20 protein-coding genes and 1 tRNA gene are annotated in these 24,094 nt (G+C 38.3%); 13 read left to right on the plus strand and 8 right to left on the minus strand.

All coding sequences use genetic code 11. The annotated features are described in order from the left end of the window. The first annotated feature begins 202 nt into the window (after positions 1-202). Positions 203-278, plus strand: a tRNA-Asn gene (locus LIX50_RS01375). Positions 279-380: 102 nt separating this feature from the next. Here LIX50_RS01375 and zevB read toward each other — a convergent pair. Beyond that, positions 381-1,349 carry a zinc transporter permease subunit ZevB gene (gene zevB / locus LIX50_RS01380; protein ID WP_048954052.1) on the minus strand — a complete coding sequence of 323 codons (969 nt, stop codon included), beginning with the start codon at positions 1,347-1,349 and terminating at the stop codon, positions 381-383. Between the two features lie 2 nt (positions 1,350-1,351). Then, a complete protein-coding gene (gene zevA / locus LIX50_RS01385) occupies positions 1,352-1,972 on the minus strand; it encodes a zinc transporter binding subunit ZevA (protein ID WP_005637037.1) in 621 nt (206 codons plus the stop codon). A gap of 326 nt (positions 1,973-2,298) precedes the next feature. Here zevA and ettA point away from each other — a divergent pair, with 326 nt between their 5' ends. The 7 genes from ettA (at position 2,299) to modC (ending at position 9,183) form a co-directional block, all read left to right on the plus strand. Next, positions 2,299-3,969, plus strand: coding sequence for an energy-dependent translational throttle protein EttA (gene ettA / locus LIX50_RS01390; RefSeq protein ID WP_046950035.1), 1,671 nt, complete (start codon positions 2,299-2,301; stop codon positions 3,967-3,969). Positions 3,970-4,030: 61 nt separating this feature from the next. After that, positions 4,031-4,372, plus strand: coding sequence for a SirB2 family protein (locus tag LIX50_RS01395; protein ID WP_032827105.1), 342 nt, complete (start codon positions 4,031-4,033; stop codon positions 4,370-4,372). A gap of 4 nt (positions 4,373-4,376) precedes the next feature. Beyond that, the gene (locus LIX50_RS01400; protein ID WP_048954051.1) at positions 4,377-6,221 is read left to right on the plus strand and encodes a tRNA(Met) cytidine acetyltransferase TmcA; all 1,845 of its coding nucleotides are present in this window, start codon (positions 4,377-4,379) and stop codon (positions 6,219-6,221) included. Continuing rightward, complete coding sequence (locus tag LIX50_RS01405; RefSeq protein ID WP_161798470.1) at positions 6,218-6,391, plus strand: DUF5363 family protein; 174 nt, start codon at positions 6,218-6,220, stop codon at positions 6,389-6,391. Before LIX50_RS01400 ends, LIX50_RS01405 begins: the two co-directional genes overlap by 4 nt. A gap of 122 nt (positions 6,392-6,513) precedes the next feature. Beyond that, the gene (modA, locus tag LIX50_RS01410) at positions 6,514-7,278 is read left to right on the plus strand and encodes a molybdate ABC transporter substrate-binding protein (protein ID WP_048954050.1); all 765 of its coding nucleotides are present in this window, start codon (positions 6,514-6,516) and stop codon (positions 7,276-7,278) included. Between the two features lie 134 nt (positions 7,279-7,412). Next, on the plus strand, positions 7,413-8,141 hold the full coding sequence (modB, locus tag LIX50_RS01415; RefSeq protein WP_005654374.1) for a molybdate ABC transporter permease subunit: 729 nt from the start codon (positions 7,413-7,415) through the stop codon (positions 8,139-8,141). Further along, the gene (modC, locus tag LIX50_RS01420; protein WP_048954049.1) at positions 8,128-9,183 is read left to right on the plus strand and encodes a molybdenum ABC transporter ATP-binding protein ModC; all 1,056 of its coding nucleotides are present in this window, start codon (positions 8,128-8,130) and stop codon (positions 9,181-9,183) included. Before modB ends, modC begins: the two co-directional genes overlap by 14 nt. Before the next feature lie 71 nt (positions 9,184-9,254). Here the strand turns inward: modC and LIX50_RS01425 are convergent, their stop codons facing one another. The 3 genes from LIX50_RS01425 to LIX50_RS01435 form a co-directional block, all read right to left on the minus strand. Further along, positions 9,255-11,750, minus strand: a complete 2,496-nt coding sequence (locus LIX50_RS01425; RefSeq protein ID WP_048954048.1) for a DEAD/DEAH box helicase — start codon at positions 11,748-11,750, stop codon at positions 9,255-9,257. A 178-nt stretch (positions 11,751-11,928) separates the two neighbouring features. Beyond that, positions 11,929-13,446, minus strand: coding sequence for an Eco57I restriction-modification methylase domain-containing protein (locus tag LIX50_RS01430; protein WP_048954047.1), 1,518 nt, complete (start codon positions 13,444-13,446; stop codon positions 11,929-11,931). Continuing rightward, positions 13,421-14,077: a DNA methyltransferase gene (locus tag LIX50_RS01435; protein WP_048954046.1), complete on the minus strand. Its 657-nt coding sequence runs from the start codon at positions 14,075-14,077 to the stop codon at positions 13,421-13,423. The genes LIX50_RS01430 and LIX50_RS01435 overlap by 26 nt, the downstream gene beginning before the upstream one ends. Before the next feature lie 106 nt (positions 14,078-14,183). On the opposite strand from LIX50_RS01435, the gene LIX50_RS01440 reads away from it, so the two are divergent. Beyond that, complete coding sequence (locus tag LIX50_RS01440; protein WP_048954045.1) at positions 14,184-14,600, plus strand: hypothetical protein; 417 nt, start codon at positions 14,184-14,186, stop codon at positions 14,598-14,600. A 50-nt stretch (positions 14,601-14,650) separates the two neighbouring features. Here LIX50_RS01440 and LIX50_RS01445 read toward each other — a convergent pair whose 3' ends face one another. Next, complete coding sequence (locus LIX50_RS01445) at positions 14,651-16,129, minus strand: leucyl aminopeptidase (protein WP_048954044.1); 1,479 nt, start codon at positions 16,127-16,129, stop codon at positions 14,651-14,653. A 107-nt stretch (positions 16,130-16,236) separates the two neighbouring features. Between LIX50_RS01445 and lptF the strand changes: the two genes are divergently transcribed. From lptF to LIX50_RS01460, 3 genes are all read left to right on the plus strand, one after another. Then, the gene (gene lptF, locus LIX50_RS01450) at positions 16,237-17,331 is read left to right on the plus strand and encodes an LPS export ABC transporter permease LptF (RefSeq protein WP_048954043.1); all 1,095 of its coding nucleotides are present in this window, start codon (positions 16,237-16,239) and stop codon (positions 17,329-17,331) included. Positions 17,332-17,336: 5 nt separating this feature from the next. Then, positions 17,337-18,413, plus strand: coding sequence for an LPS export ABC transporter permease LptG (gene lptG, locus LIX50_RS01455; RefSeq protein ID WP_048954042.1), 1,077 nt, complete (start codon positions 17,337-17,339; stop codon positions 18,411-18,413). An 86-nt stretch (positions 18,414-18,499) separates the two neighbouring features. Beyond that, on the plus strand, positions 18,500-19,339 hold the full coding sequence (locus LIX50_RS01460) for a patatin family protein (RefSeq protein WP_048954307.1): 840 nt from the start codon (positions 18,500-18,502) through the stop codon (positions 19,337-19,339). A 46-nt stretch (positions 19,340-19,385) separates the two neighbouring features. On the opposite strand, the gene LIX50_RS01465 is transcribed toward LIX50_RS01460, so the two are convergent. Both LIX50_RS01465 and LIX50_RS01470 read right to left on the minus strand, forming a co-directional pair. Further along, entirely contained in the window at positions 19,386-22,028 is a 2,643-nt protein-coding gene (locus LIX50_RS01465) for a PqiB family protein (RefSeq protein ID WP_048954041.1), read from the minus strand. Further along, a complete protein-coding gene (locus tag LIX50_RS01470; RefSeq protein WP_048954040.1) occupies positions 22,012-23,262 on the minus strand; it encodes a PqiA/YebS family transporter subunit in 1,251 nt (416 codons plus the stop codon). Before LIX50_RS01470 ends, LIX50_RS01465 begins: the two co-directional genes overlap by 17 nt. Positions 23,263-23,441: 179 nt before the next feature. Between LIX50_RS01470 and proQ the strand changes: the two genes are divergently transcribed. Next, the gene (gene proQ, locus LIX50_RS01475) at positions 23,442-24,080 is read left to right on the plus strand and encodes an RNA chaperone ProQ (RefSeq protein WP_048954039.1); all 639 of its coding nucleotides are present in this window, start codon (positions 23,442-23,444) and stop codon (positions 24,078-24,080) included. The last annotated feature ends 14 nt before the right edge of the window (positions 24,081-24,094 follow it).

Genomic DNA, 24,094 nt, shown 5'->3' on the forward strand with positions numbered 1-24,094 from the left:
AAGAACAAGGGATCCGCAAAATTTTAAAAAGTTAATCCACAAAGTTATCCACAGGCTCTGTGGATAGAAAAATAAATATTAGGTGGTATATAAAAGATGAGAAAATTTTTTGTTTTTTTATGAAATTTTTTTAATTTTGCATTGACAAGCTACCGAACGACCATTAAAATTCGCGCCCTATTCCTTGTGATACAAAGTTTATTCCTCCTTAGTTCAGTCGGTAGAACGGTGGACTGTTAATCCATATGTCGCTGGTTCAAGTCCAGCAGGAGGAGCCAATTTTTCTTTTGGTTTAGAGTTTGTTTGTCTCCTTTTACAAATTCTAAATTAGCAACCAAAAGATTTTGAGCCCATCATGTTGATGGGCTTTATTTTTAACTTCAAAATAGGATTTTGCTTCCGCCAGTTGAGATGGTTGTGCCGTATAACAAACTCAAGGCAAAAAATAGCATTATTCCACCTGCTATTAATTTCACAATACTTTCGCTTTTTCCCTTTGTATGTTTTGAACTATACCAACGCCCTAAGTGAATCGCAGTATTTCGCGCATAACGTACAATTCCCGCGAAGGCTGACAGCATAAGTCCTGTGCCGAAAGACATGGCCAATACAGCTAAAATTCCCCAGCCATAAAGATCAAGCATATAAGCTAAAAATAAAACGAAAATTGCACCGCTACATGGTCGCATGCCAATTGTTAGAATCACGAGAAATTGTGATTTTAGATTGGTTGCTTGTGCAGTTTGCGTGGGGCTTGGCAAATGTTGGTGTCCACAGCTACAAGTGTTTGGCTGAAAAGTGCGGTTATTTTTCACCGCATTTTTTTCGTATAGGGGGAGGGGATTTAGGGATTTAATGGATAATTTAGCTTTTTTACGATAGGCACGTAAACCTTGCCAAATCCAATAACAGCCGAGAAATACTAATAATAGCAAGGCAGATCGCTCTAACCAAAGCTGACTTAATTTGAAATAACGTGATGATAGATTAAGTACCACAACGAGCAATGTGGTTGCTGTAATCGCGACAATGCCTTGCATTAAGGAAGAAAGTAAACTCAAAATAGTACTTTGCTTTAATTGGCTTTCGTGGGTGGAAAGATAGCTGGCGATAATAAATTTGCCGTGTCCCGGCCCGAGGGCATGGAGTACGCCATAAACAAAGCTGGCAAAAATAAGCGTGATGCCTGCCTTAATACTATTATTTTGAATTTGATGTAAATTTTCCGAAATAAGCTGATTAAAATCTTTTTGCCATGCAGCAATATGTAAGAAAAGCCAAGGGGAAAAATAGCCAAGTAAGGCAAGTGCAATCACTAATAACACGAGCCCAGTTTTATATTTTTTCATTTCTACTCACATTGAATTATTATTTTTTGCGCGAACATTACGCCTAAGGAATCATCTTCGTTCTTTTGGGATTTATCAAGTGAAGATGCGTAGGCTTGGATTTTTTCATCCACATTAGGTTCAATTAATTTTCCTTGGCAATTTTTCGGAAGTGCGGAAAAATCTACCGCACTTTTTGAGGAGTAAGTCATTGCCACATAATAAGTAGGATCGTAAGTTTGCAAGCTAAATGTGTTTTTTTCTAACTTTTGAGAATGGGCGAGTGGCACATCAAAATAATATTGCAGTTGTAATCCTTGGGTTTTTACGCCGTAATTTTTGGGGTGAGGAGAGTATTTGATTTTATTATGTTGAGCGTCATATAAATAGCTAAAATAATGTTCACTCACAACATTTCCCATAACATCATCAATAAGTTTCTGTTGCTCATTTTTTGTTTTAGCCTGTTTCATATCATAAATAACTGCGGATGAACTTGCTTCATCGAGAGTCCATTTCATTGATAAGCCGGTGAGTTGATTATTTTCTATGATAGGCGTGGTTTGCATATCAATAAATGCATGGGGGTGAGCTAAAACACTGCAACTGAAGAATAGACCGAGTAATAATGAATACGTTTTCACAAAAAATCCTAATTATTTTGAACATTAGCATTAGAAGTTGTTTATTCTACACGCAAAAACGAATTTTTCTGTCAAAAATGTTGATGTAAATCAAAAAAACTCTCAATAGCATTTCCCTCGTCTCTGAATATTCAGTAACATAGCTCCCGTCAAGTGATTGCTTGATATTCATAAAGTTCCTAAATAAAATAATCATAAATATAGCTAAACTACTTTCCTGCCACCCGTTTCGGGTGGTTTTTTTTATCTATTGTTTGCCTATTGTTAGGCAAATAAAGAAACTTCAAGTAAAATGACCGCACTTTTTTATTAGATAAAGGATAAATATGTCAACTCAATTTGTATATACGATGCATCGTGTCGGTAAAGTGGTGCCGCCGAAGCGTCATATTTTGAAAGATATTTCTTTAAGCTTTTTCCCTGGCGCGAAGATCGGGGTTTTGGGTTTAAATGGTGCGGGGAAATCAACCCTTTTACGAATTATGGCGGGCGTAGATAAAGAATTTGAAGGGGAAGCTCGTCCGCAGCCGGGAATTAAAATCGGTTATCTTCCACAAGAACCAAAATTAGAACCGCAACAAACCGTGCGTGAAGCAGTAGAAGAAGCCGTTTCTGAAGTAAAAAATGCACTGACTCGTTTAGATGAAGTGTATGCACTTTATGCAGATCCTGATGCGGATTTCGATAAACTGGCGGCAGAACAAGCCAATCTTGAAGCCATCATTCAAGCGCATGATGGACATAATTTAGATAACCAATTAGAGCGTGCCGCAGATGCGTTACGTTTACCTGATTGGGATGCCAAAATTGAACATTTATCAGGTGGTGAGCGTCGCCGTGTGGCACTTTGTCGATTATTACTCGAAAAACCAGATATGCTCTTATTAGACGAACCAACTAACCACTTAGATGCAGAATCGGTGGCATGGTTAGAGCGTTTCTTACATGACTACGAGGGCACTGTTGTCGCAATTACTCACGACCGTTATTTCTTAGATAATGTAGCTGGTTGGATCTTAGAGCTTGACCGTGGTGAAGGTATTCCTTGGGAAGGTAACTACTCTTCTTGGTTAGAGCAAAAAGAGAAACGCTTAGAACAAGAACAAGCGGCTGAAAATGCGCGTCAAAAATCTATTGCGAAAGAGTTGGAATGGGTGCGTCAAAATCCTAAAGGTCGCCAAGCAAAAAGTAAGGCACGTATGGCGCGCTTTGATGAATTGAACTCTGGTGAATATCAAAAACGAAATGAGACTAACGAACTCTTTATTCCACCTGGTCCACGTTTGGGTGATAAAGTGATTGAAGTACAAAACTTAACTAAGTCTTATGGCGACCGCACTTTAATTGATGATTTATCATTCAGCATTCCAAAAGGTGCTATCGTGGGTATTATCGGAGCGAATGGTGCGGGTAAATCAACCTTATTCCGCATGTTGTCAGGTCAAGAACAACCAGATTCAGGTTCTGTGACAATGGGTGAAACCGTTGTGCTTGCTTCGGTGGATCAGTTCCGTGATTCAATGGATGACAAGAAAACTGTGTGGGAAGAAGTGTCTAACGGACAAGATATTCTCACTATTGGTAACTTTGAAATTCCAAGCCGTGCGTATGTTGGACGCTTCAACTTCAAAGGCGTAGATCAACAAAAACGTGTGGGCGAATTATCGGGTGGTGAACGTGGTCGTTTACACTTAGCTAAACTTCTACAACGTGGTGGTAACGTACTGTTATTGGACGAACCAACCAATGACTTAGACGTTGAAACCTTGCGTGCCTTAGAAAATGCGATTTTAGAATTCCCGGGCTGTGCAATGGTAATTTCCCATGACCGCTGGTTCTTAGACCGTATCGCAACACATATTTTAGATTACGGTGATGAAGGTAAAGTCACCTTCTATGAAGGTAACTTCTCAGACTACGAAGAGTGGAAAAAGAAAACCTTAGGCGATGCAGCGACTCAGCCACATCGTATTAAATATAAACGTATTGCGAAGTAATTTATATTGAGAAAGTGCGGTTGATTTTAACCGCACTTTTCTTACTTTTTTGGGAGTGATTATGCTAGTTTATTTACATATTTTTTTCGCCTTTTTAAGTTTTGCCTTGTTGGTGATTCGTGGTGCAATGCAACTTACTGGCAAAAACTGGCGTTCGATAAAATTATTAAAAATTCTACCGCACTTATCAGATACCTTGTTGATTGTTTCTGGTGTTGTCATTTTATATCTCTTTGCTTTTGATATTGAATGGTGGTTAATAGCTAAATTCGCATTACTGATTTTATATATCGTGTTTGCAGCGAAATTTTTCAGTAAAAAAGTTTCTCAACCCAAAAGCATTTTCTTTTGGCTTGCTTGCATAAGTTTTATTGGTGCGATGCTAATTGCCTATTTGAAATAACACGATGCCATCTCGCCAACTTCAAATTTTAATCAGTAAAACCTTGCCGCTTGTGCCTGATAACGTATTAATTATCGGTGAAAGCGGCATTGCTTTTTCTAAAGCAACGAATTTGCTCGGACAAGAATTTGAACATATTTTATTTGATGGGCGAAATGGCATTCATCTTGAAGCGTTAGCTATTGCAGCTGGAACACTGAAAATGGGAGGTGTACTTTGTTTAGTGTTATCCGATTGGGAAAATTTATCTCTGCAACTTGATCAAGATAGTTTACGTTGGAATGGAAATCTGTCAGCAATTGCTACGCCTAATTTTATTTATCATTTCAAACAGTGCATTGAACGCTATCATTTCCCCATTTTAAGAGAGGAAAGTGCGGTTGAATTTCCTGCGTTTTTTTATTCTAACAAGCATCACAAAAATGCTACGTTAGCGCAACAACAAATTATCGAGACTATTTTACAGGCCGAGCAAGATATTTATTTTCTAACAGCCAAGCGAGGAAGAGGAAAATCCGCATTATTAGGGATGCTTGCTAACCAAATTCAAGCGCCAGTTTATCTCACTGCGCCAAATAAAAGTGCGGTGCATTCGGTTATTGAATTTTTAGAAGGGGAAATTGAATTTATCGCTCCCGATGAGCTGACTATTCGATTACAAAATGAACCAGAATTTAGTCAATCTGCTTGGTTGCTCGTAGATGAAGCTGCGATGATCCCATTGCCATTATTGCAAGAATATTCTCAATATTTTCAACATATTGTCTTCAGTACTACAATTCATAGCTACGAAGGAACGGGGCGTGGTTTCGAATTAAAATTTAAACGGAAAATTCACCGCACTTTTCAGCATTTTGAACTTAAACAGCCCCTACGTTGGCAAGAAAATGATCCGTTAGAAGATTTTATTGATGATCTTTTGTTGCTAAATGCCGAAGATGAGTTTCAGCAATTTCCTTTTCAGCCCCATCTCCCTTATCAAATTCGAGAAGTGCAAAAAACACATCCTATTGCAGATTTTTATGGCTTAATGACATTGGCACATTATCGAACGTCGCCACTCGATCTTCGTCGTTTACTGGATGGGGAAAATCAACGTTTTTATTTTGCCGAATATCAACAGAATTTGCTCGGTGCAATTTGGGCGTTAGAAGAAGGAAATATGACAGATGATGAGTTGATTATTCAAATTCAACAAGGCAAACGCCGCCCGAAAGGGAATCTGGTGCCACAAGCATTATGTTTCTATGAAAACTTGCCTCAAGCCTGTAAATTACGTTCCTTACGCATTTCTCGTATCGCGGTTCAGCCAAATTGGCAAAAACAGAGTATTGGTCAAAATCTAATGAAATTTATGGAAAATTCAGAAGTGGATTTTCTTTCGGTGAGTTTTGGCTACACCGACGAATTGGCAAAATTTTGGCAAAAGTGCGGTTTTGTTTTGGTGCATTTAGGTGAGCACCAAGAAGCGAGTAGTGGTTGTTATTCAGCGATTGCCCTTAAAGGTCTTTCCAAAGAAGGCTTGGCTTTAGTTGATACTGCTCACAAACAATTTCAGCGTAATATCCCTTTATCTTTTCATCCGTTCGCCATAAATTTTGAGCAAAATCAGCTTAATTGGCAGCTTGATAAGTTCGATTGGGTGAGCTTAAAAAACTTCGCTAATTTTCACCGCACTTTATTTTCGAGCATTCCTTCGATGAGGCGTTTATTAAAATTAGCGGGCAAAGAAAATTTCCCATTAATTTCCGCTTATTTAACAAAAAAACAACTTCCCATTAACAAGAAAAAAGGCGTAGAATGGCTACGTTTAGAAATTAAACAATATTTAGAACAAGGAACTTTATGACAAAACAAACTGAGAAACCCAAATGTTGGTTTAAGCGTGCACTTGAAAAATATGATAATTTCATTAAAGAGTGGGGATTAGATCAACCTAATTGTAGCTGCGTGCCTATGTCAGCGAAAGAAGATGAAAATGGTAATTTGAAGAAAACAGAAGATAAATTTAATCAGTAAATACCTTTTTATATACGGCGAATCACCTGAAATGATTAGTTATTTTTTATATTTGCTACTTTCTTTATATATTAAAATTGATATATAATAAATTATATATCGATAATCATAGGAGATGATTCATGAAAAAATTAACTAAAATTTCAACCGCACTTTTAATCGCAGGATTAGGCTTTTCTTTTGCGGCATCCGCTAAAGTGACTGTATTTGCAGCTGCTTCAATGACAGATGCATTACAACAAGTAGCAAAAGATTACGCAAAACAAAATCCGAAAAATGAAGTGGTGTTTTCTTTTGCTTCTTCTTCAACTTTAGCAAAACAACTTGAAGAAGGTGCGCCAGCGGATATTTTTGTCTCTGCAAGTAATAAATGGATGAAATATCTTTCTGAAAAAGATTTAACTGTGAAAGAAACTGAAAAAGTTTTAGTAGGCAATGATTTAGTCTTAATCGCACCAGCAAAAAGTGCGGTAAATTCTGTGGATATTGCTAAAGGTGAATGGATCAATGCATTAAAAGATAGCTATTTATCTGTTGGCGATCCTGCGCATGTACCTGCTGGTCAATACGCAGAAGAAGCATTAACCAAATTAAATTTATGGGATAAAGTGCAAGAGCGTTTAGCGCGTGCAAAAGATGTGCGTGGCGCATTAGCTTTAGTTGAACGTGCAGAAGCACCTTACGGTATTGTGTATAGCACTGATGCAAAAATTAGCCAACAAGTAAAAACAGTTGGTATTTTCCCAGCTGATAGCCATAAACCTGTTGTTTACCCCGTTTCTATTGTGAAAGGGCATGATAATGCAGATTCTCGTGACTTCTTGAAATATTTAGAATCAGATGCTGCGAAGAAAGTGCTTGTAGGGTATGGTTTCTCTGCAAAATAAGATAGAATCTTAATAGTCATGAAGGGCGGATATTTCTGCCCTTTTGTTATTATAGAGCATCTTACCTCTCATCAATATGGGATATACCCATAAACAAGGAATTTAAAGAGAGGCTATTCAGATAAGGATTCATTTTGCTTACCCAATTTTTTTCATTTTTCAATCTGACTCCAATGGAAATCTCAGCGATTAATTTAAGCCTGAGTGTTGCGGTCAGTTCTATGCTTTGGAGTTTGCCTTTAGCCATTTTTGTCGCATGGCTTTTAGCGCGCAAAAATTTCTATGGAAAATCCCTGATTACTGGCGTAATTCATTTGCCTTTAGTGTTGCCACCTGTGGTTATTGGTTATTTATTACTTGTGGCAATGGGACGAAATGGTTTCATTGGCAAGTATTTATATCAGTGGTTTGGCTTATCTTTTGGTTTTAGTTGGAAGGGGGCGGTGCTTTCCTCTGCGGTGGTTGCCTTTCCATTGGTTGTTCGTGCGATTCGACTTTCTTTAGAAAATATTGATATTAAATTGGAGCAAGCGGCGCAAACATTAGGCGCTTCTGCTTGGCGTGTATTTTTTACAATAACCTTGCCACTTTCTTTACCAGGGGTTTTAGCTGGGCTGGTTCTTGGTTTTGCTCGATCATTAGGGGAATTTGGTGCGACTATAACCTTTGTATCGAACATTGCAGGCGAAACTCAAACGATTCCCCTTGCGATGTATTCTTTTATTCAAACACCAGGTGCAGAAGAACAAACCGCTCGTTTGTGTTTATTTGCTATCATTCTTTCATTGATTTCTTTGCTATTGTCAGAGTGGTTGAGCAAGAGAATGCAGAAAAAATTAGGACAAGGAAATGTTGCAGATTAATGTGAAAAAACAGCTCGGGCAACTTGCCTTGCAAGCGAATATACAAGTGCCAGATCAAGGGGTAACTGCAATTTTCGGTTTGTCTGGTTCTGGTAAAACATCGTTGATTAATCTCGTCAGTGGCTTGATACAACCAGACGAAGGATTCATCCGTTTAAATGACCGCACTTTAGTGAATATGGAAAGCCAAGAATCATTGCCGACCCACTTGCGTAAAATTGGCTATGTATTCCAAGATGCGCGTTTATTTCCTCACTATACCGTGAAAGGCAATTTGCGCTATGGTATGAAAAATGTCTCGCAAGATGATTTTAATTATATTGTCGATCTTCTCGGGATTACTCACTTATTAAAGCGTTATCCGCTTACGCTTTCTGGCGGAGAGAAACAACGTGTGGCAATCGGGCGGGCACTGCTGACTGATCCTGATATTTTACTGATGGACGAACCACTTTCAGCCCTTGATGTTCCCCGCAAACGCGAGCTAATGCAATATTTGGAACGTCTTTCTAAAGAAATTAATATCCCGATTTTATATGTTACACATAGCTTAGACGAACTATTGCGTTTAGCTGATCGCGTTGTACTGATGGAAAACGGCATTGTGAAAGCCTATGACAGTGTAGAAAAAATTTGGAATAGTGCTATTTTTGCTCCTTGGAAAGGGGAAAGCGAACAGAGTAGTGTACTTGCCTTGCCCGTTCATTTGCATAATCCACCTTATAAAATGACTGCACTTTCGTTAGGCGAACAAGCGCTCTGGATTCATCAAGTGCCCGCAAATGTAGGCGAGCGAGTGCGAGTTTGTATTTATAGTTCAGATGTTTCTATCACACTGAAAAAGCCAGAACAAACAAGCATTCGTAATATTTTACCTGGCCAAGTTGCACAAATTGAGATACAAGATTCTCGAGTGGATATTGCGGTGCTGGTGGAAGGGCATAAGATTTGGGCAAGTATCAGTAAATGGGCCCAAAATGAACTGCGTTTTTCTATTGGGCAAGATGTATATGTTCAAATTAAAGCGGTGTCGGTGATGTGAATATCGCGTCTTATTGATTGTTAAATGTTATTGATAACGGTGAATAGTCGATATATTCACCGTTTTTCAAATTAATACGCTCCGCGGTATTCCCGAATATCCACTGTTGTATCATAAAGGCCGATCTGTTCTGGATGATGTTTCACAATACCGGTATATTCAAGACTGCTATCTTCATAGCGTCTGAATTTAAATACAGCATCGTTCATCAAACCTTTATTAAACAAATTAAGGCTCACTAACAAATCAAAATCGGCTTGTGTTAAGCCCGTCACCTTTTTAAATAACTCGCTATCCAGTTGGCGGATTACATCTTCTAACACATTTTCGCGGTAATCGGTCAAATACATAAAAATCGGAATACGCGTAGCAAATTTCATCAATTTTTCTTGAATTTGTTTTCGCAAGCTTTTTTCTGCTTTTTCTTCCTCCGAAATCTCTTTTTTCTGTTGTGATGTTGGATTATCTCCAGCCTCTTTTTTCGCTTTTTTAACCGCTTCTGATTTATTGATGATGGTTTCTAAATCTAAATTTAACTGACGGAAGCCTTCAATATTCATCAATGCTTTCATTGCCTGATCATTATTTTTCAGTTTTCTAAGTGTGTCATTGTCCACGTTTACCAACAACGCACTTTCCCAACGGCGTGCCAAAAGAGTTGCCGTTGTGCCACTCATCGCCATATCTAAAATGCCCGATGCATCAATTGGTCGCATTGAACTGCCGTCATAGGCTAGCACAGGTAAGAACTGAATAAACTCTGCCACTTTACGTTCTGGGTTAATACTCTCAGTATTCAGTTGGCAGCTGTAATCAGCAAGTTGGCGTAATGCGCGATCAGGTGCAAAATCAAACACATAGCAATTCTCTTTTAGGATACATTGTGCATTGGGATTATTCGGATCTTGTCCACGTAATACCCACGGCGTTTGCACACGGAAGGCCGCTTGGAAATAGGTTTCCGGGCTGGTAAGGTTTCGCAACATAAAAATCCCTGCCCACGGCGCAACCGACACGCCTGTAGTTAATTTGCCGCAAGTAAGCGTGATGCTTTTGGTTTTGAGCGGATCTTGCATCGCCTTTTTCACGGGAATTAATGCATCAGCCCCCATACCTGCTTCATTACCTGCCGCTACAATAATTTGATAATTGTGATAAAACGTATTTTGTGGTTGAGCTAATAAATTCCGCATTGCATAACAGCTTGCCACATTTGGTAAGAACCAAAGGGTGTGTAACAAACTGCCTAATAAATTGGCATCACTAAATGGCATTGGTGGGCGTTCTGCGCCCATTTTGAGATTATCTACCGTAGTAGAAAGTAGCTGCCCACGAATAAGATCTAACCATTTTTGCACTTCATTTTGGTATTTAAATTTCGCTTTTTCTCCTTCACCTGTAGCAGAGAAAAATACGTTTAAATCAAACTCAGCAAACTCTCCTTTTAAGGCAACTTCACGAATTTCATCAGGCAATTGATAAGTGAGCATTACCATTTTCGGCAAGGCTAAATAAGGGTTATCTTCACCCTCCCACGCATTTTTTGCCTTTTGTTCATCGGAATACGTCCAGTTGAAAATTTGCTCTTCAATAAACTCGCCCGAATTAATGGCACGGAATGGCGTACCCGATAAATAAAGGTAGTGATCGGTAGTAATTGGTAACAATTCTTCATCAAAGTAGTTGGGCGAATCAAGCTCCATTTCGTGCTCTTCAGCTTTCTGTTGCTTGGATTGCTCTTTCTCCCAATCGTTATCGGCAAAGAGATCTTTCGCCTTGTCTCGCCATGCCCCATAGTGATATTCATCAAAAACCACACAATCCCAATTGATAGCGTGTATCCATTCATTTTTGAGCTTAATCCCGCCCGCTTTGCTTTTGCCCAAATAATCTTGGAACGAACCAAAACAAACCTGCGGAAAATTGGCATTCATTTGCCAATCTTTTTCTTCCGTCACGAACGCCCAATCTTGGAAATCAAGGTGATTTTCCAAATCTTCTTGCCACGCGTTTTGTACTGCAGGTTTAAACGTTAGTACTAATACCTTCTTCCACCCCATTCTTTTTGCTAATTGGTACGCTGCAAAGGTTTTCCCAAAACGCATTTTGGCATTCCAAAGGAAATGGGGGATTTGGCCTTGATTAAGTGGGTCGTTTGCAAAATTTTGGAAATAATCAACCGCTTTTTCCACCGCACTTTGCTGTTCAGGTCGCATGCCGAAGTTAAAAATCGCTTGGCGTTTCTGCACTACGCCCGTTTTTACTTCTAATAATGCCGCTTGTACTGCTTTTAAATCACATTTAAACCATTCGCCATCAAGACGTTCTATACCATGCTTAAGCAGTACTTGATGCACTTCGTGATCAGTAAAAAATGAACCATCGTCACGGATTGCCTCTTCGTCTAGTTCAACACGGTAGCTTTGAGAAGGTAATGTAACAGGATATTGTTCTTTTAAGCGTTCCGTCACGGTTCTTGTGGTGTAACCGACTTTTAAGCAATTGGGATAACGGGTGTCAGCGTAGGCGTAAATTCTCGGATGGCGTAGCGGTGAAAGGTAGCTCATTGTTTTTCCTTTGTGATATTACAGGCGTATAAAGTATAAATTTTTCTCAAAAACTCCCCTCTTTAGCAAAGAGGGGCAGGGGGAGATTTGGCAGGCGTGAAAACGAAGTTCATGAGAAATTAAGATCGCAATCAAATCTCCCCTAACCCCTCTTTTCTAAAGAGGGGGATCTTGAACATTATTCATTTGTCATCGGGCGAACCATTGATTCAATATATTCAATTTCTGCTTGGGTTAATTGATATTTTTCATAGAGTTCTTTGTCTGTCCATGGTTTAGAGAAGTCTTGCATTGGAACAAGTTCATAGACTTTTTTCGTGGTATGTTGGGTATTTTTCTTGAGCGTAAGCATAAAATGGAAAAAACGTGTATTAATGTAACTCATCACATTTTCACAAGTTTGTTTATCTTCGAATGGTCCCATAACAAGATAAGTTTCTGTACAAGCTGTATTGGGTTCAGCATAAATCGGTTTTACCCAGTCAGTTTTACTATCTCCAGAGCCTACGGCATAAGGTGCAATAACTTTATGGGCATGAATCCATTGCTTATTAACAGGAATATCTTCTTGTTTTACATAACCAATGCCTTTATTTTGATAAAGTTTTATATTATGAGCTGATGATTTATAAGGTACAGAATTTCCTTTAAAATTTGTTGCTAATCCAAATGGTTTTCTTCCGCTAATTAAATCACTAATACTTTTTTCTTCTTTTTCTTTTACTTTCCTTAAAATGTGAACTGCACTGTTATAACGAATTAAAAAATCTAATCCTTCTTCTTTAAGCGGTCGTTTCATTTCAGAAATTTGCGAATTTTTTTCGTGGGTCGCAATTAAGCAATCATCGTTGTGTTGTTCTTCCCAAAGGAAATAACAAACGCCGCCTTTAATCTCTACACCCGTAAAACAATCATTTGAATTTGGAAAATCATGAATTTCTGAAATTCGTCGGTCATTGAGCATTTGATCACGAAAATCATCTAAACCTTTCCCACCGGTAAACCATCTTGCCGGAATAATCATCGAAAGGTATTTCGGCTGTAATTTAATGGCTTGTTGCACAAATTGATCATAAATCGGTTTGGCACTGGCTTGTGCACCACCATCACTCAACTGATACGGCGGATTGCCGATAATGACATCAAATTTCACGGGTAATTTCTCATTGATATTGGCTAAATCTTGATGAATAAAGGAATAGGCATGGTTTTCTAATTCATCGCCACGCTCATAAACTTGTTCGCTTGCACCGCACTTTACGCAACGTCCATTTTCCCATTGGTGTTTTAGCGGAGAATAAAAAATATTGCCTTGTGGATCGTTAAATCCATCACAAACAGAAAATTTTCCATTGGCTTCACGGCTGCAATAAAGTGTGCGACGGGCAAGTAAGGCAGTGAGTTCGGTGATGCCTAAGCCAAAAATTTGTTTGGTTAGAATATGGTTAATTCGTGTTTGTAAATCGGGGATTTCGTCTTTCAGCCCTTCCAATAACCGTTTGGCAATTTCTCGTAAAAATACGCCTGATTTAGTGGCAGGATCGAGAAATGTTGTTTTTGATGAACGGAATAATTCTTGCGGCAATAAATCCAACATTTGATTGGCAAGTGCAGGCGAGGTAAACACTTCATCATTTGATAAATTCGCCAAGCAAGAAAGCACGTCAGGGTTATAGTTTATCGATGGGTTTTGCATTTTGGATGTCCAGAAAATAGTGTGAGTAGAATTCTTGTTTTGAAAGTGATTGGTAAGATTGCTCCCTTTGATCTACTAAATTTTTGAAGGTGAAATCATGGCGTTTAATTTTCCATTTCAAATAACCCGCCCCCATTTCTTGTGCTGTCCAATGAGGAAAAGTTAGCATTTCATATTCACCATGCTGATTAGGTTTGGCATGGGTCATCGAAAGTGCATTTCCATGAACAATGTTTAGTTCTAAGATATGTTTCAGCACTGCATAGAATTTTTCATTAATCTCTTGATAAAGCCGTTCATACTCTTGCTGCATATAATGAAATAAGCGCATTCGGCAAGCGTTGACGTTATCTTCCAATAGTTCAATCCCGTAAAGGCAATACAAAGCTCGGATAGCATAAAATTCATATTTTCGCTGATGCTTTTTGTATAGATTTTCTACTTTATCCAACTTGCGTTTCAAAATCGCGATCAAGAAATTCCCATCACCACAAGCGGGCTCTAAGTAAGTTGCTTCATCTTGTAACGGTCTTTGTTCAATAAGCTCTAGCATCGCATTGACTTCTTGCTCACGAGTAAACACTTCCCCGTGATCCGCAACACGCTGTTTTGATTTAATTTGTTTAGTCATATTTAGCTAAAGAGAGTTTTTTGACAATTTATCAACTGTCACAGATATTTACGTAACTTTCATTGAAAGTTACGCTAAATAAATTTCCGTTAGATAGCTTAGAGGAATGAATGAAAAAGAATATTTTGCGGAAAAATTACGTACAACTTTATTAGCAAAAGGTTACGACCCCAAAGCTTCTGTAATTGAACGTGAATTTAACTTACGCCATTATGGTAAACCGATCGGTTTACACGCTGTTGCTCGCTGGTTAAGAGGTGAGGGCTTACCTTCGCTTGCACGGCTTCAAACCCTTGCTGAATGGCTTGAAATTGATATTCAAGAATTAGTATCAGATGAAAAGGCCTATCAAGTTGCAAAATTAGAGAAGAAAAAAGAATCAAACAAGTATATTTGGGAAAGTGCGGCAAGTTATCAGGATCAGACGCTTTTTCAGATGTTTTTGAATTTGCCACAAGAGCAGAAAAAAGTGGTACGTGAGGTGATTATGGCGATGGATAAGGCATATCGTTCGGGGAAATAATATGAATAATAACCGCACTTTTTAAAAGTGCGGTTATTTTCATGCCTATTTTATTTAACCTGATTAATCAAAAATTGGGTTAATAGCGAAACAGGGCGACCGGTTGCGCCTTTATTTGCGCCTTGTAGCCAAGCCGTACCTGCAATGTCTAAATGTGCCCAGCGATATTTTTTCGTGAAGTTAGACAAAAATGCACCGGCAGTAATTGCGCCACCCCAGCGCCCGCCAATGTTGGCAAGATCAGCAAAAGGCGATTTAAGTTGTTCTTGATATTCTTCGCTTAATGGTAAACGCCATGCTTTGTCTGTGGTTTCTGTTGCGGCTTGGAGTAGTGCATTGGCAAGATCGTTATCTGTAGAAACCAAGCCACTATTGTGTTGACCAAGGGCAACCACACAAGCACCCGTCAAGGTTGCAACATCAATAACAAGCTCTGGTTCAAAACGCTCAACATAAGTAAGAGCATCACAAAGTACCAAGCGACCTTCCGCATCGGTGTTGAGCACTTCTACGGTTAAGCCATTCATAGTGGTGAGAATATCGCCTGGGCGATAAGCATTGCCATCAGGCAGATTTTCACAACCTGCTAAAACACCAATAACGTTTAATGGCAAGTTCAACTCTGCAATGGCTTTCATTGTGCCGAAGACAGAGGCTGCACCACACATGTCATATTTCATTTCATCCATATCAGCGGCAGGTTTAAGTGAAATACCGCCAGCATCAAAGGTTAATCCTTTGCCTACAAGTACAATTGGTTTGGCGTTTCTATCTGGTGCATTATTGAATGTCAAAATAGACATGTAAGCACGGTTTTCAGAGCCTTTTGAGACGGCAAGATAAGCATTCATTCCAAGTTTTGCCATTTCTTCTTCATCCACAACTTTCAAAGAAAGTGCGGTAGAGTTTTTTTCTGCTAAATTTTTTGCTTGTTCAGCAAGATAAGCTGGGTTGCAGATATTTGGTGGCATATTTGCGATGTCGCGTGCTGCTTTTATACCTGAGCTAATCGCATTGGCATGAGCAATGGCCTGTTGTGCTTGATCACAATCCGTATTAAAGATGAAGGATTCTAAAACAGAGGCTTCTGCTTTTTGAGATTTGAAATGATCAAATTGATAATTGGTGTGTTCAATCGTTTCAATGGCAAAGCGGATATTCCAATAAAGATCGCGATCTTTTAATTCAATTTCAGTTAAATAAGAAACAACTTCACGCGTGTTGGTTTCTTTTAGTGTTTTTAATACAGCTTGGATGATTTGTTTATATTGACGCTCCGTGAGCTCCCCTTTTTTGCCACAGCCAACGATTAACACGCGTTTGGCAGCCAGACCTTGAAGATCTCGAAGTAAAATAGTTTGGGCTAATTTGCCAGTTAGCTCACCTGATTTCACTAGATCGCTTAAATAGCCTTGGGTTAATTGATCGATTTCATTGAAACTTTTTGAAAATTTATTGTTTTCATAGATGCCTAAAACAATGCAATCAGTGGCTTGAGAAAGTGCGGTGTTTTTTGCTTGATATTTCATTTGATGTCCTTAAATTTCTGTTTAATTCAGCGAAAATAAGGTATCATACGCGACCGATTTTATCCAGTTTTCCCCCGTTTTAGATTTAGAAAAACAAACGATATAAGATGATTTTAATTCGATATTTAACGAAAGAAGTATTTAAGAGCCAAGTCGCTATTTTATTCATTTTATTGCTGATATTTTTCTCTCAGCAGTTAGTGCGCGTACTGGGATCTGCGGCTAATGGTAAAGTACCAGCTGATTTGGTATTTTCCTTGCTTGGGCTAGGTATGCCTGCTATGGCACAATTAATGTTGCCATTATGTTTGTTTATTGCGATTTTACTCACTTTTGGTCGTCTTTACGCTGAAAGTGAAATAACGGTGATGCGTGCTTGTGGTGTCGGGCAGCGTGTTTTAGTGCGTGTGGCGTTAATGCTTTCATTGATTACTGCGGGACTTGCTGCTTATAACGTCTTGTGGCTTTCGCCTTGGTCAATTCAAAAACAAGCAGCAATTGTCGAAGATGCCAAAGCGAATCCAACAATGGGTGCGCTTTCTTCTGGTCAGTTCATGTCAACAAATAACAACAATTTTGTTTTATTTATTGATAGTATCAAGGGAAATCAAATTAATGACGTGTATTTGTTCCAAACTGCGCCAAAAGGACAAACGAAACCATCCGTCGTGACTGCTGAAAAAGGCGAATTAAAAGCGCTGCCAAATGGCGATCAAATTCTGAATTTACAAAATACCCAACGAGTTGAAGGCACGTCTGTTTTACCAGATTTTCGCATTACGCATTTTGATGAATATCAAGCCTATTTAGGTCATCAGGAAACAGAAAATACGAATGATGAAGTCGCAGAATTAACATTGTCTCAACTTATCGGTTTAGATTCATCTTCTGCGAAGTCTGAATTGCATTGGCGTATTACATTAATCCTAGCGGTTCCACTAATGGCGTTAATTGCTGTGCCATTAAGTCGTGTAAATCCTCGACAAGGTAGATTTGCCAAAATTTTACCCGCACTTTTACTCTATTTAATTTATTTTTTATTACAAAGTTCCTTTAAATCTGCGGGGGCAGCAGGAAAATTAGATGCTGCTATTTTTATGCCTCTTGTTAATATTGGCTTTTTGTTGCTTGGTATCGTGTTAAACGGTTGGGATAGCGCTGCCATGTATAAATTCCGCCATTTATTCAGTAGAAAAGGATAAGCAAAATGATGAATACCCTCGATCGTTATATTGGAAAAAGTATTCTTGGCTCAATTTTTGCTACTTTGCTTACATTGGTTGGGCTCTCTGCTATTATCAAATTTGTGGAACAATTTCGTAGCGTGGGTAAAGGTACTTATGATATTTGGCAAGCGGTGGCTTTTACTGGGTTAACCATTCCAAAAGATATTGAAACTTTCTTTCCTATGGCGGCATTGCTTGGTGCGCTAATGGCTTTGGGCAACCTTGCAAGTCGAAGCGAACTCGTTGTGATGCAAGCTGCTGGATTTTCTCGTTTTAAAATTGGTATGGCAGTGATGAAAACCGCATTACCATTAGTGTTGTTAACCATGGTGATTGGTGAGTGGGGGATTCCACAAACAGAACAGTTCGCACGTGATATGCGTGCTCGAGCACTTTCTGGTGGTTCAATGCTTTCCATGAAAAATGGGGTTTGGGCAAAAGATGGTAATAATTTTGTGTTTGTTCGACGTGTTACTGATGACGCAAAATTAAACGATATTTATATTTATACTTTTGATCAGCATCGTAATTTGACGGAGTTGAAGCATGCTAACCAAGCAAGTTATTCGGAAGATGAAAGTAAATGGACTTTACGTCAAGTGAACCATTCTATGATTAGCAAAGATGAAATCAAGACAAGTAATCGCTTATCGGAAAAATGGGAAACAAATTTAACGCCAGATAAATTAGGTGCGGTTTCTTTACGCCCTACATCACTGTCTATTTCAGGTTTGTATAATTACATTTCATTTTTACGTGAAACAGGTCAGGATGTGAGTCGCTTTGAACTCACATTCTGGCGGAAAATTTTTCAACCTGTATCTGTTGGTGTGATGATGTTATTGGCATTATCTTTTATTTTTGGATCTCTACGCAGTGTGACAGCGGGCGCTAGAATTGTAACGGGCATCTGTTTTGGCTTTTTGTTCTATGTTGTAAATGAAATTTTCGGGCAAATGAGCGTTGTTTATAACATGCCTGCTGTTTTCGGTGCGCTAATGCCAAGTTTGCTATTTGTTGTGATGATTTGGTGGTTGCTGAGTCGGAAACGGGATTAATCCAGATTGTTCAAATAATTGCGTGTTCAGAAATGGCACGCAATATTTTTATGTGTTGTTTTCAAATGGAAGAAGTTAAAAAATCAATGAAAATTGGCTTGGTATTAGAAGGTGGGGCGATGCGAGGCATGTACACCGCGGGTGTACTAGATACCTTCTTAGATAAAGATTTTTGGGTTAATGGTATCATTTCTGTTTCCGCAGGTGCATTGTTTGGTGTTAATTATCCTTCTCGGCAAAAAGGGCGTGCAATTCGTTATAACAAGAAATTTATATCAGATAAGCGTTATATCAGTTTTAAAAGTTTGGTGAGCACAGGCAATATCGTGAATAAAGATTTTGCTTTTTATGAAGTACCTTTCAAATATGATGTGTTTGATAATAAAACGTTTAAAGAATCAGATATCGATTTTTATGTAGCTGTAACTAACTTACAAACTGCGCAAGCAGAATATGTCAAATTAATAGATCCTTTGGCCCAAATGGAGGTGTTGCGTGCTACCTCCGCCATGCCTTATGTTTCTCGTCCGGTTGAGATAGGCGGTATTCCTTATTTGGATGGTGCCATTGCGGATTCTATTCCTGTCGAACAAATGCAGAAGTTAGGATACGATAAAATCATTGTTATTCTTACCCGTACTTTAGATTATAGAAAATCTAAGCCAATGACTTGGATTGCCAAATGGTTTTATCGACATTATCCACATTTTGTAGATGCCGTAAATCAGCGTTATGCCATGTATAATCGACAATTTGAAAATGTGATTAAGCTAGCAGAAAAAGGCGATATTTTCGTTATTCGACCTTCTGTTGATTTGAAGATTAAGCGCATTGAAAAAGATCCGAATAAATTGCAGGCAATGTATGAACTTGGTATGAAAGATATGCAATTACAGTGGGAAAATTTATTGGACTATTTAAATTGATAATAAAAAATGGATTAAACCTTTTACCGTTTAATCCATTTTTTATTTATTGTGGTAACGCGCCGCTTCCCCAAGTTTGTACTTCTTCAGGGCGCTTTATCTGAAGTAAGAAACGTTTGTTTGGCTGTGCCTGTGGTTGAATTTCTTTTTCTGCTGGTGTGGAGAAAGAAATACCACCTTTTAGCAACTGTTGAACGCTTCCTGTATTAAATGCTGCACCTTTCCAGCCTAAGGTAAAGTCATAACCTGATGCAATCCAAAATTCTGTATTTTGTCGAACAAGATGACTATATTTCGGCATGATTGCAATATGTACTAAGACGCGATCACCAAGACTGTTAAGCTCAAATTTTTTCACGGTCCCCACTTCTACGCCTCGATAAAGAATTGGTGAACCTTCACTTAAATTCATTGCATCGCGTGTTTCTAAAATAAATGGCGTACCATTACTAAATTTATTACGTTGTGGCGCTGTTTGAGCTAAATTGAATTGTGTTTTTGCTTTACCATTCCCGATTTCAATATCGATATAAGGCTGTAATAAGCTATCAAGGTTATCTATTCCACCTGCTGAAATTTGCGGCGAGATAATCGTAAAGTTAGAACCTTCTTTTGCAATCATATTCATATAATTAGGGTTGATTAACGCTTTTGCAGTGATGCGTTTAGATTTGGAATCAAGTTGAATACTGTCAATTTGCCCTACGTCTAAACCCAAATAGCGCAGACTCATTCCTTTGCTCAGATTGGTTGCATCATCTGCCGTTAAGGTGATTGCAAGCCCGATGGATTTTGCATAACTTTCATTTGCGTAAAGTGTTCGATTATTGCCCGAACCACTATTATCAAAGCTAATCGCACCTTTTAATGAACGCGCAAGTGGCGTCGCTTGAATGCTAATTCCTTTCGGTGTGATATCAATTTTCGCCGCACTTTCTACCCAAAACCGGCTTTTATCTGTCAGCAAATGTTGATAGGCAGGGTAAATATAAACTTCTACATCAAAGCTATTAATTTTAGGTTTAATATTTAAAATTTTCCCCACTTCAAATTGACGATATAGTACGAGAGAACCTTTATCAATGCTTGGTAACGTTTGGGTGTGTAAGGTTATCGTTGGCGTAAGAATATTTCCTATGATGCCATGTTCAGCATTGCTGATATTTTGATAAAGCGGATAGCTATCTTTAGCTTTTCCTTGACCTTGTTTCGTTAATACTCGTACGCCACCTTGTAACCATTTTTCTGGTGTCGCGGATTCAAAACGCAATCCGTCTAGTCCAATGCTGATATCAAAGTTGGTTGCTGCGACAAATTGTGTGTTTTCATGAATTAAATTGCGATATTCGGATGCAATCGCTGCTTTAAATTGCACGCCATTTATATCCACTTTTTGTGAAACAATTTGTCCGATTGGCATGTTGTTATAAAACACATTTTGACCTTCACTTACACCATAATTTTCTGGTGCGGTGAGTGTTAAAACTAATGTATTAGGTGCATTGAGTAATAACTCATTTTCTTTAATGACATCAAATTGATGCTTAGTTTCACCATCTCCAGCAATGACATCAAAATATTCGCCACGAAAGAATTTTTTTGGATCTGCTAAATTACCAAGATCCGTTTTTTTATTGCGAAGTACAATTTTGCTATTCGCTTTAAATAAAGAGGCTTGGTTTGGATCTATCAATAAACTGCCTTCTAAAATTTCATCGTTATTTTCAACCGCACTTATTTTAGAAAGAATTCCGATAGGATTATCTTGAGAATAAACTTCGGTCTGTCCTGCAACGAGACCAGCAGATGCGGGGATATTTACGTTGACTTCAATGCCACGTTTTGCGGCTTTTAAATTGGTATAGAGCGTGAAATGACTATTTTCATCTGCTTTTGGGCTATCAGCTGGAGAGTCAAAAGAAACAGCACCTTGTACAACCGCATTTAAACTTTCTACATTTAGATTTAAGCCTGATGGGCTAATGTTAGCGTTAATGCCACTGATGTTCCAAAAACGTGAATCTTTTTTCACAAACTGTGCATAGGCTTTATCAATCACCACATCTATTTGCACTTTATTGTCTTTATTAATGCGGTAATCGTAAATTTTTCCTACAGGTAGTTTTTTAAAATAGACGGATGCACCGATGGAAATTGAGCCTAAGTCATCAGAAATTAAGTGAATCAATAAATCTCCAGGCGAAACTTGGGCAATGGGGCCTTGTTCTTCCGCAATAAATTCGTCTTCGTGATCGCCATCACCCGGTTGAAGAGTGATGTAATTGCCTGATACGAGAGAATCTAAACCTGAAATTCCTGCAAGTGAAACATTTGGTTGAACAAGCCAGAATTTTGTATTTTCACGTAAAATACTTGACGCTTCAGGATTGATATTGGCAACAACTTCCACTTTTTGCATGTTATCTGTGAAATTTACTTTTTTCACCACACCAATTTGCAAACCTTGGTAGCGAACTTGTGTTTTATCCGCAACGATACCAGAGCCATTGGTAAAGGTAATCGTGATGCTTGTGCCACGTTCCTTAACAATTTGGAAGAATAAAATTGCCCCAATACATAATGCAATAAAGGGAAGTAACCAAAATGGAGAAATACGACGAGTTTTTCGTACTGCCGCTGTAATTTCTGTATGTTGATCTTTCATTGAAGAACTATTTTTCTCTGTCATAAATTTTCCAAATTAATCGACTATCAAATTGTGAGGTTGAAATCATGCTGCAAAATACGGCAGCGCCGAAGTAAAATGCGCCAGGACCAACGGTAAAATTAATAATTTCACCCCTAGTTACTAGTGACATCATTAAGGCTAATACAAATAAATCGAGCATCGACCAGCGCCCAACGAAATGTACAATATGCAATAAACGTATTTGCCATTTTATAGAGTGTCGCCATTTAAAATGAACACAACTTAGTAAATAAAGTAAAATTGCAGCTTTACTGATTGGGACAAAAATACTCGCAAAGAATACCACGAAAGCAACAAAATAACTGCCCATATTCACAAAAGAAATAACTCCGGATATTAATGTATCTTCAGAGAGCGAACCTGTTAAATAAATGCCTGATATGGGTAATAAATTTGCAGGGAAAAGCATAATAATCCCAGCAATTAAACTTGCCCAAGTGCGTTGTAACTTAATATTATCTGAAATATGAACAGGCGATAAACAGCGCGGACATCGTGGGTTGTTCTTTTTATCGTAATGAATCCCATTTTTTGAAAATGTATAGTTACAAGCATCACATAATTCAATGTTGTTTGCATCATAAGCGGGTTCATTTTCTGGATAAAACTCTTTCCATAATGCTTTAAGGTTTAATTTGATAAAAAGTAAGGTTGTCAAAAGTGCGGTGAAAATAAAGGGAATTAAATAAACATTAATTTCCAGTGTTGCATATTCACGTACTTTGAACATCGTTACGCCTAGCGCAACTAAATAAACATCAAACATAACCCAAGGTTTTATATAACCTAAAAAAAGCAAAACACTGCGAGGTTTAATATGCAAAATTTTTGCAATCCAGAGCATGATGACTAAAATTGCAAAGGTAATTGGCATCACAACGGCACAGATAAACACCATAAAGGCAGTGTATTCATAGCCAGCTACTGACATTTTCCAAATACCTTCCCAAATAGATGCGTCAATTTTTACACCTAATAGATGAAGACTTAATAGGGGATAACCCAAGGCAAATGGCATCAAAATAAGGATCGATAAAGCGACCATTGCGCAACGATGAACAGACCAACGCCCACCTGTAGCTAAATGGTGATGACAACGTGGACATTCAGCTTGTTCATCTTTATTTAATATTAAAGGTGTTTCTACGCTAGCATCACATTCTTCGCATTTTATAATTTGAAATGATTTTTGTGTGAGGTTTGATTCTTGCACGAAAGATTATCTTTTATTCGGTTGTTAAAAACGGCGTATTTTAGCCTTGTTTAAGTATATATGGGAAGTGATCTTGACTATTTTTGTGCGAAATTTATTCACAATGTTTTGATTCATTGTAAATTTTGTAAAAAGTGCGATAAACTAAGTCGATTTATATTTACCCTAGGATAACTAACATGACTGATTCTCAATCTGGCGTTCAGACCTCTGATGCGCAAGTAAATTCACAAAAATTAACCAATACAAAAGATATTATTGCGTATTTGGCTGAAAAATTCCCTCTTTGCTTTATTTTAGAAGGCGAAGCAAAACCATTAAAAATTGGTTTGTTCCAAGATTTAGCAGAAGCATTAGAAGATGATGAGTGTGTAAGCAAAACTCAGTTGCGTCAGGCTCTTCGTCAATACACATCAAATTGGCGTTATTTGCATGGCTGTCGCGAAGGTGCTGTGCGCGTAGATTTACAAGGTAATCCAGCCGGAGTATTAGAAGCGGAACATGTAGCCCATGCAGCTCAACAGCTTGCAGATGCTAAAGCTCGTGTTGCTGAAAAACGTAAAGCGGAGGCTGCAGCGAAAAAAGCCCAACAAAAACAACGCCCACGTAAACCTGCAAATAAAAATGCTAAACACTTCAATAAGCCCTCATTAAGTGCGGTTGATTTTTCACAAATTTCTGTTGGTTCTGTGGTGAAAGTGAAAGCTGGCGATCATGCGAAAAAAGCAACAGTAGTGGAAGTGCTAAAAGATTCAGCACGTGTTGAGCTTGAAAACGGTTTGGTTATGAGCGTAGCTGCAGATCGTTTATTTGCATAATGATTTAATTCTAC

Source organism: Haemophilus sp. Marseille-P9675 (assembly GCF_916862695.1).
GTDB classification, from domain to species: Bacteria; Pseudomonadota; Gammaproteobacteria; order Enterobacterales; family Pasteurellaceae; genus Haemophilus; species Haemophilus haemolyticus_K.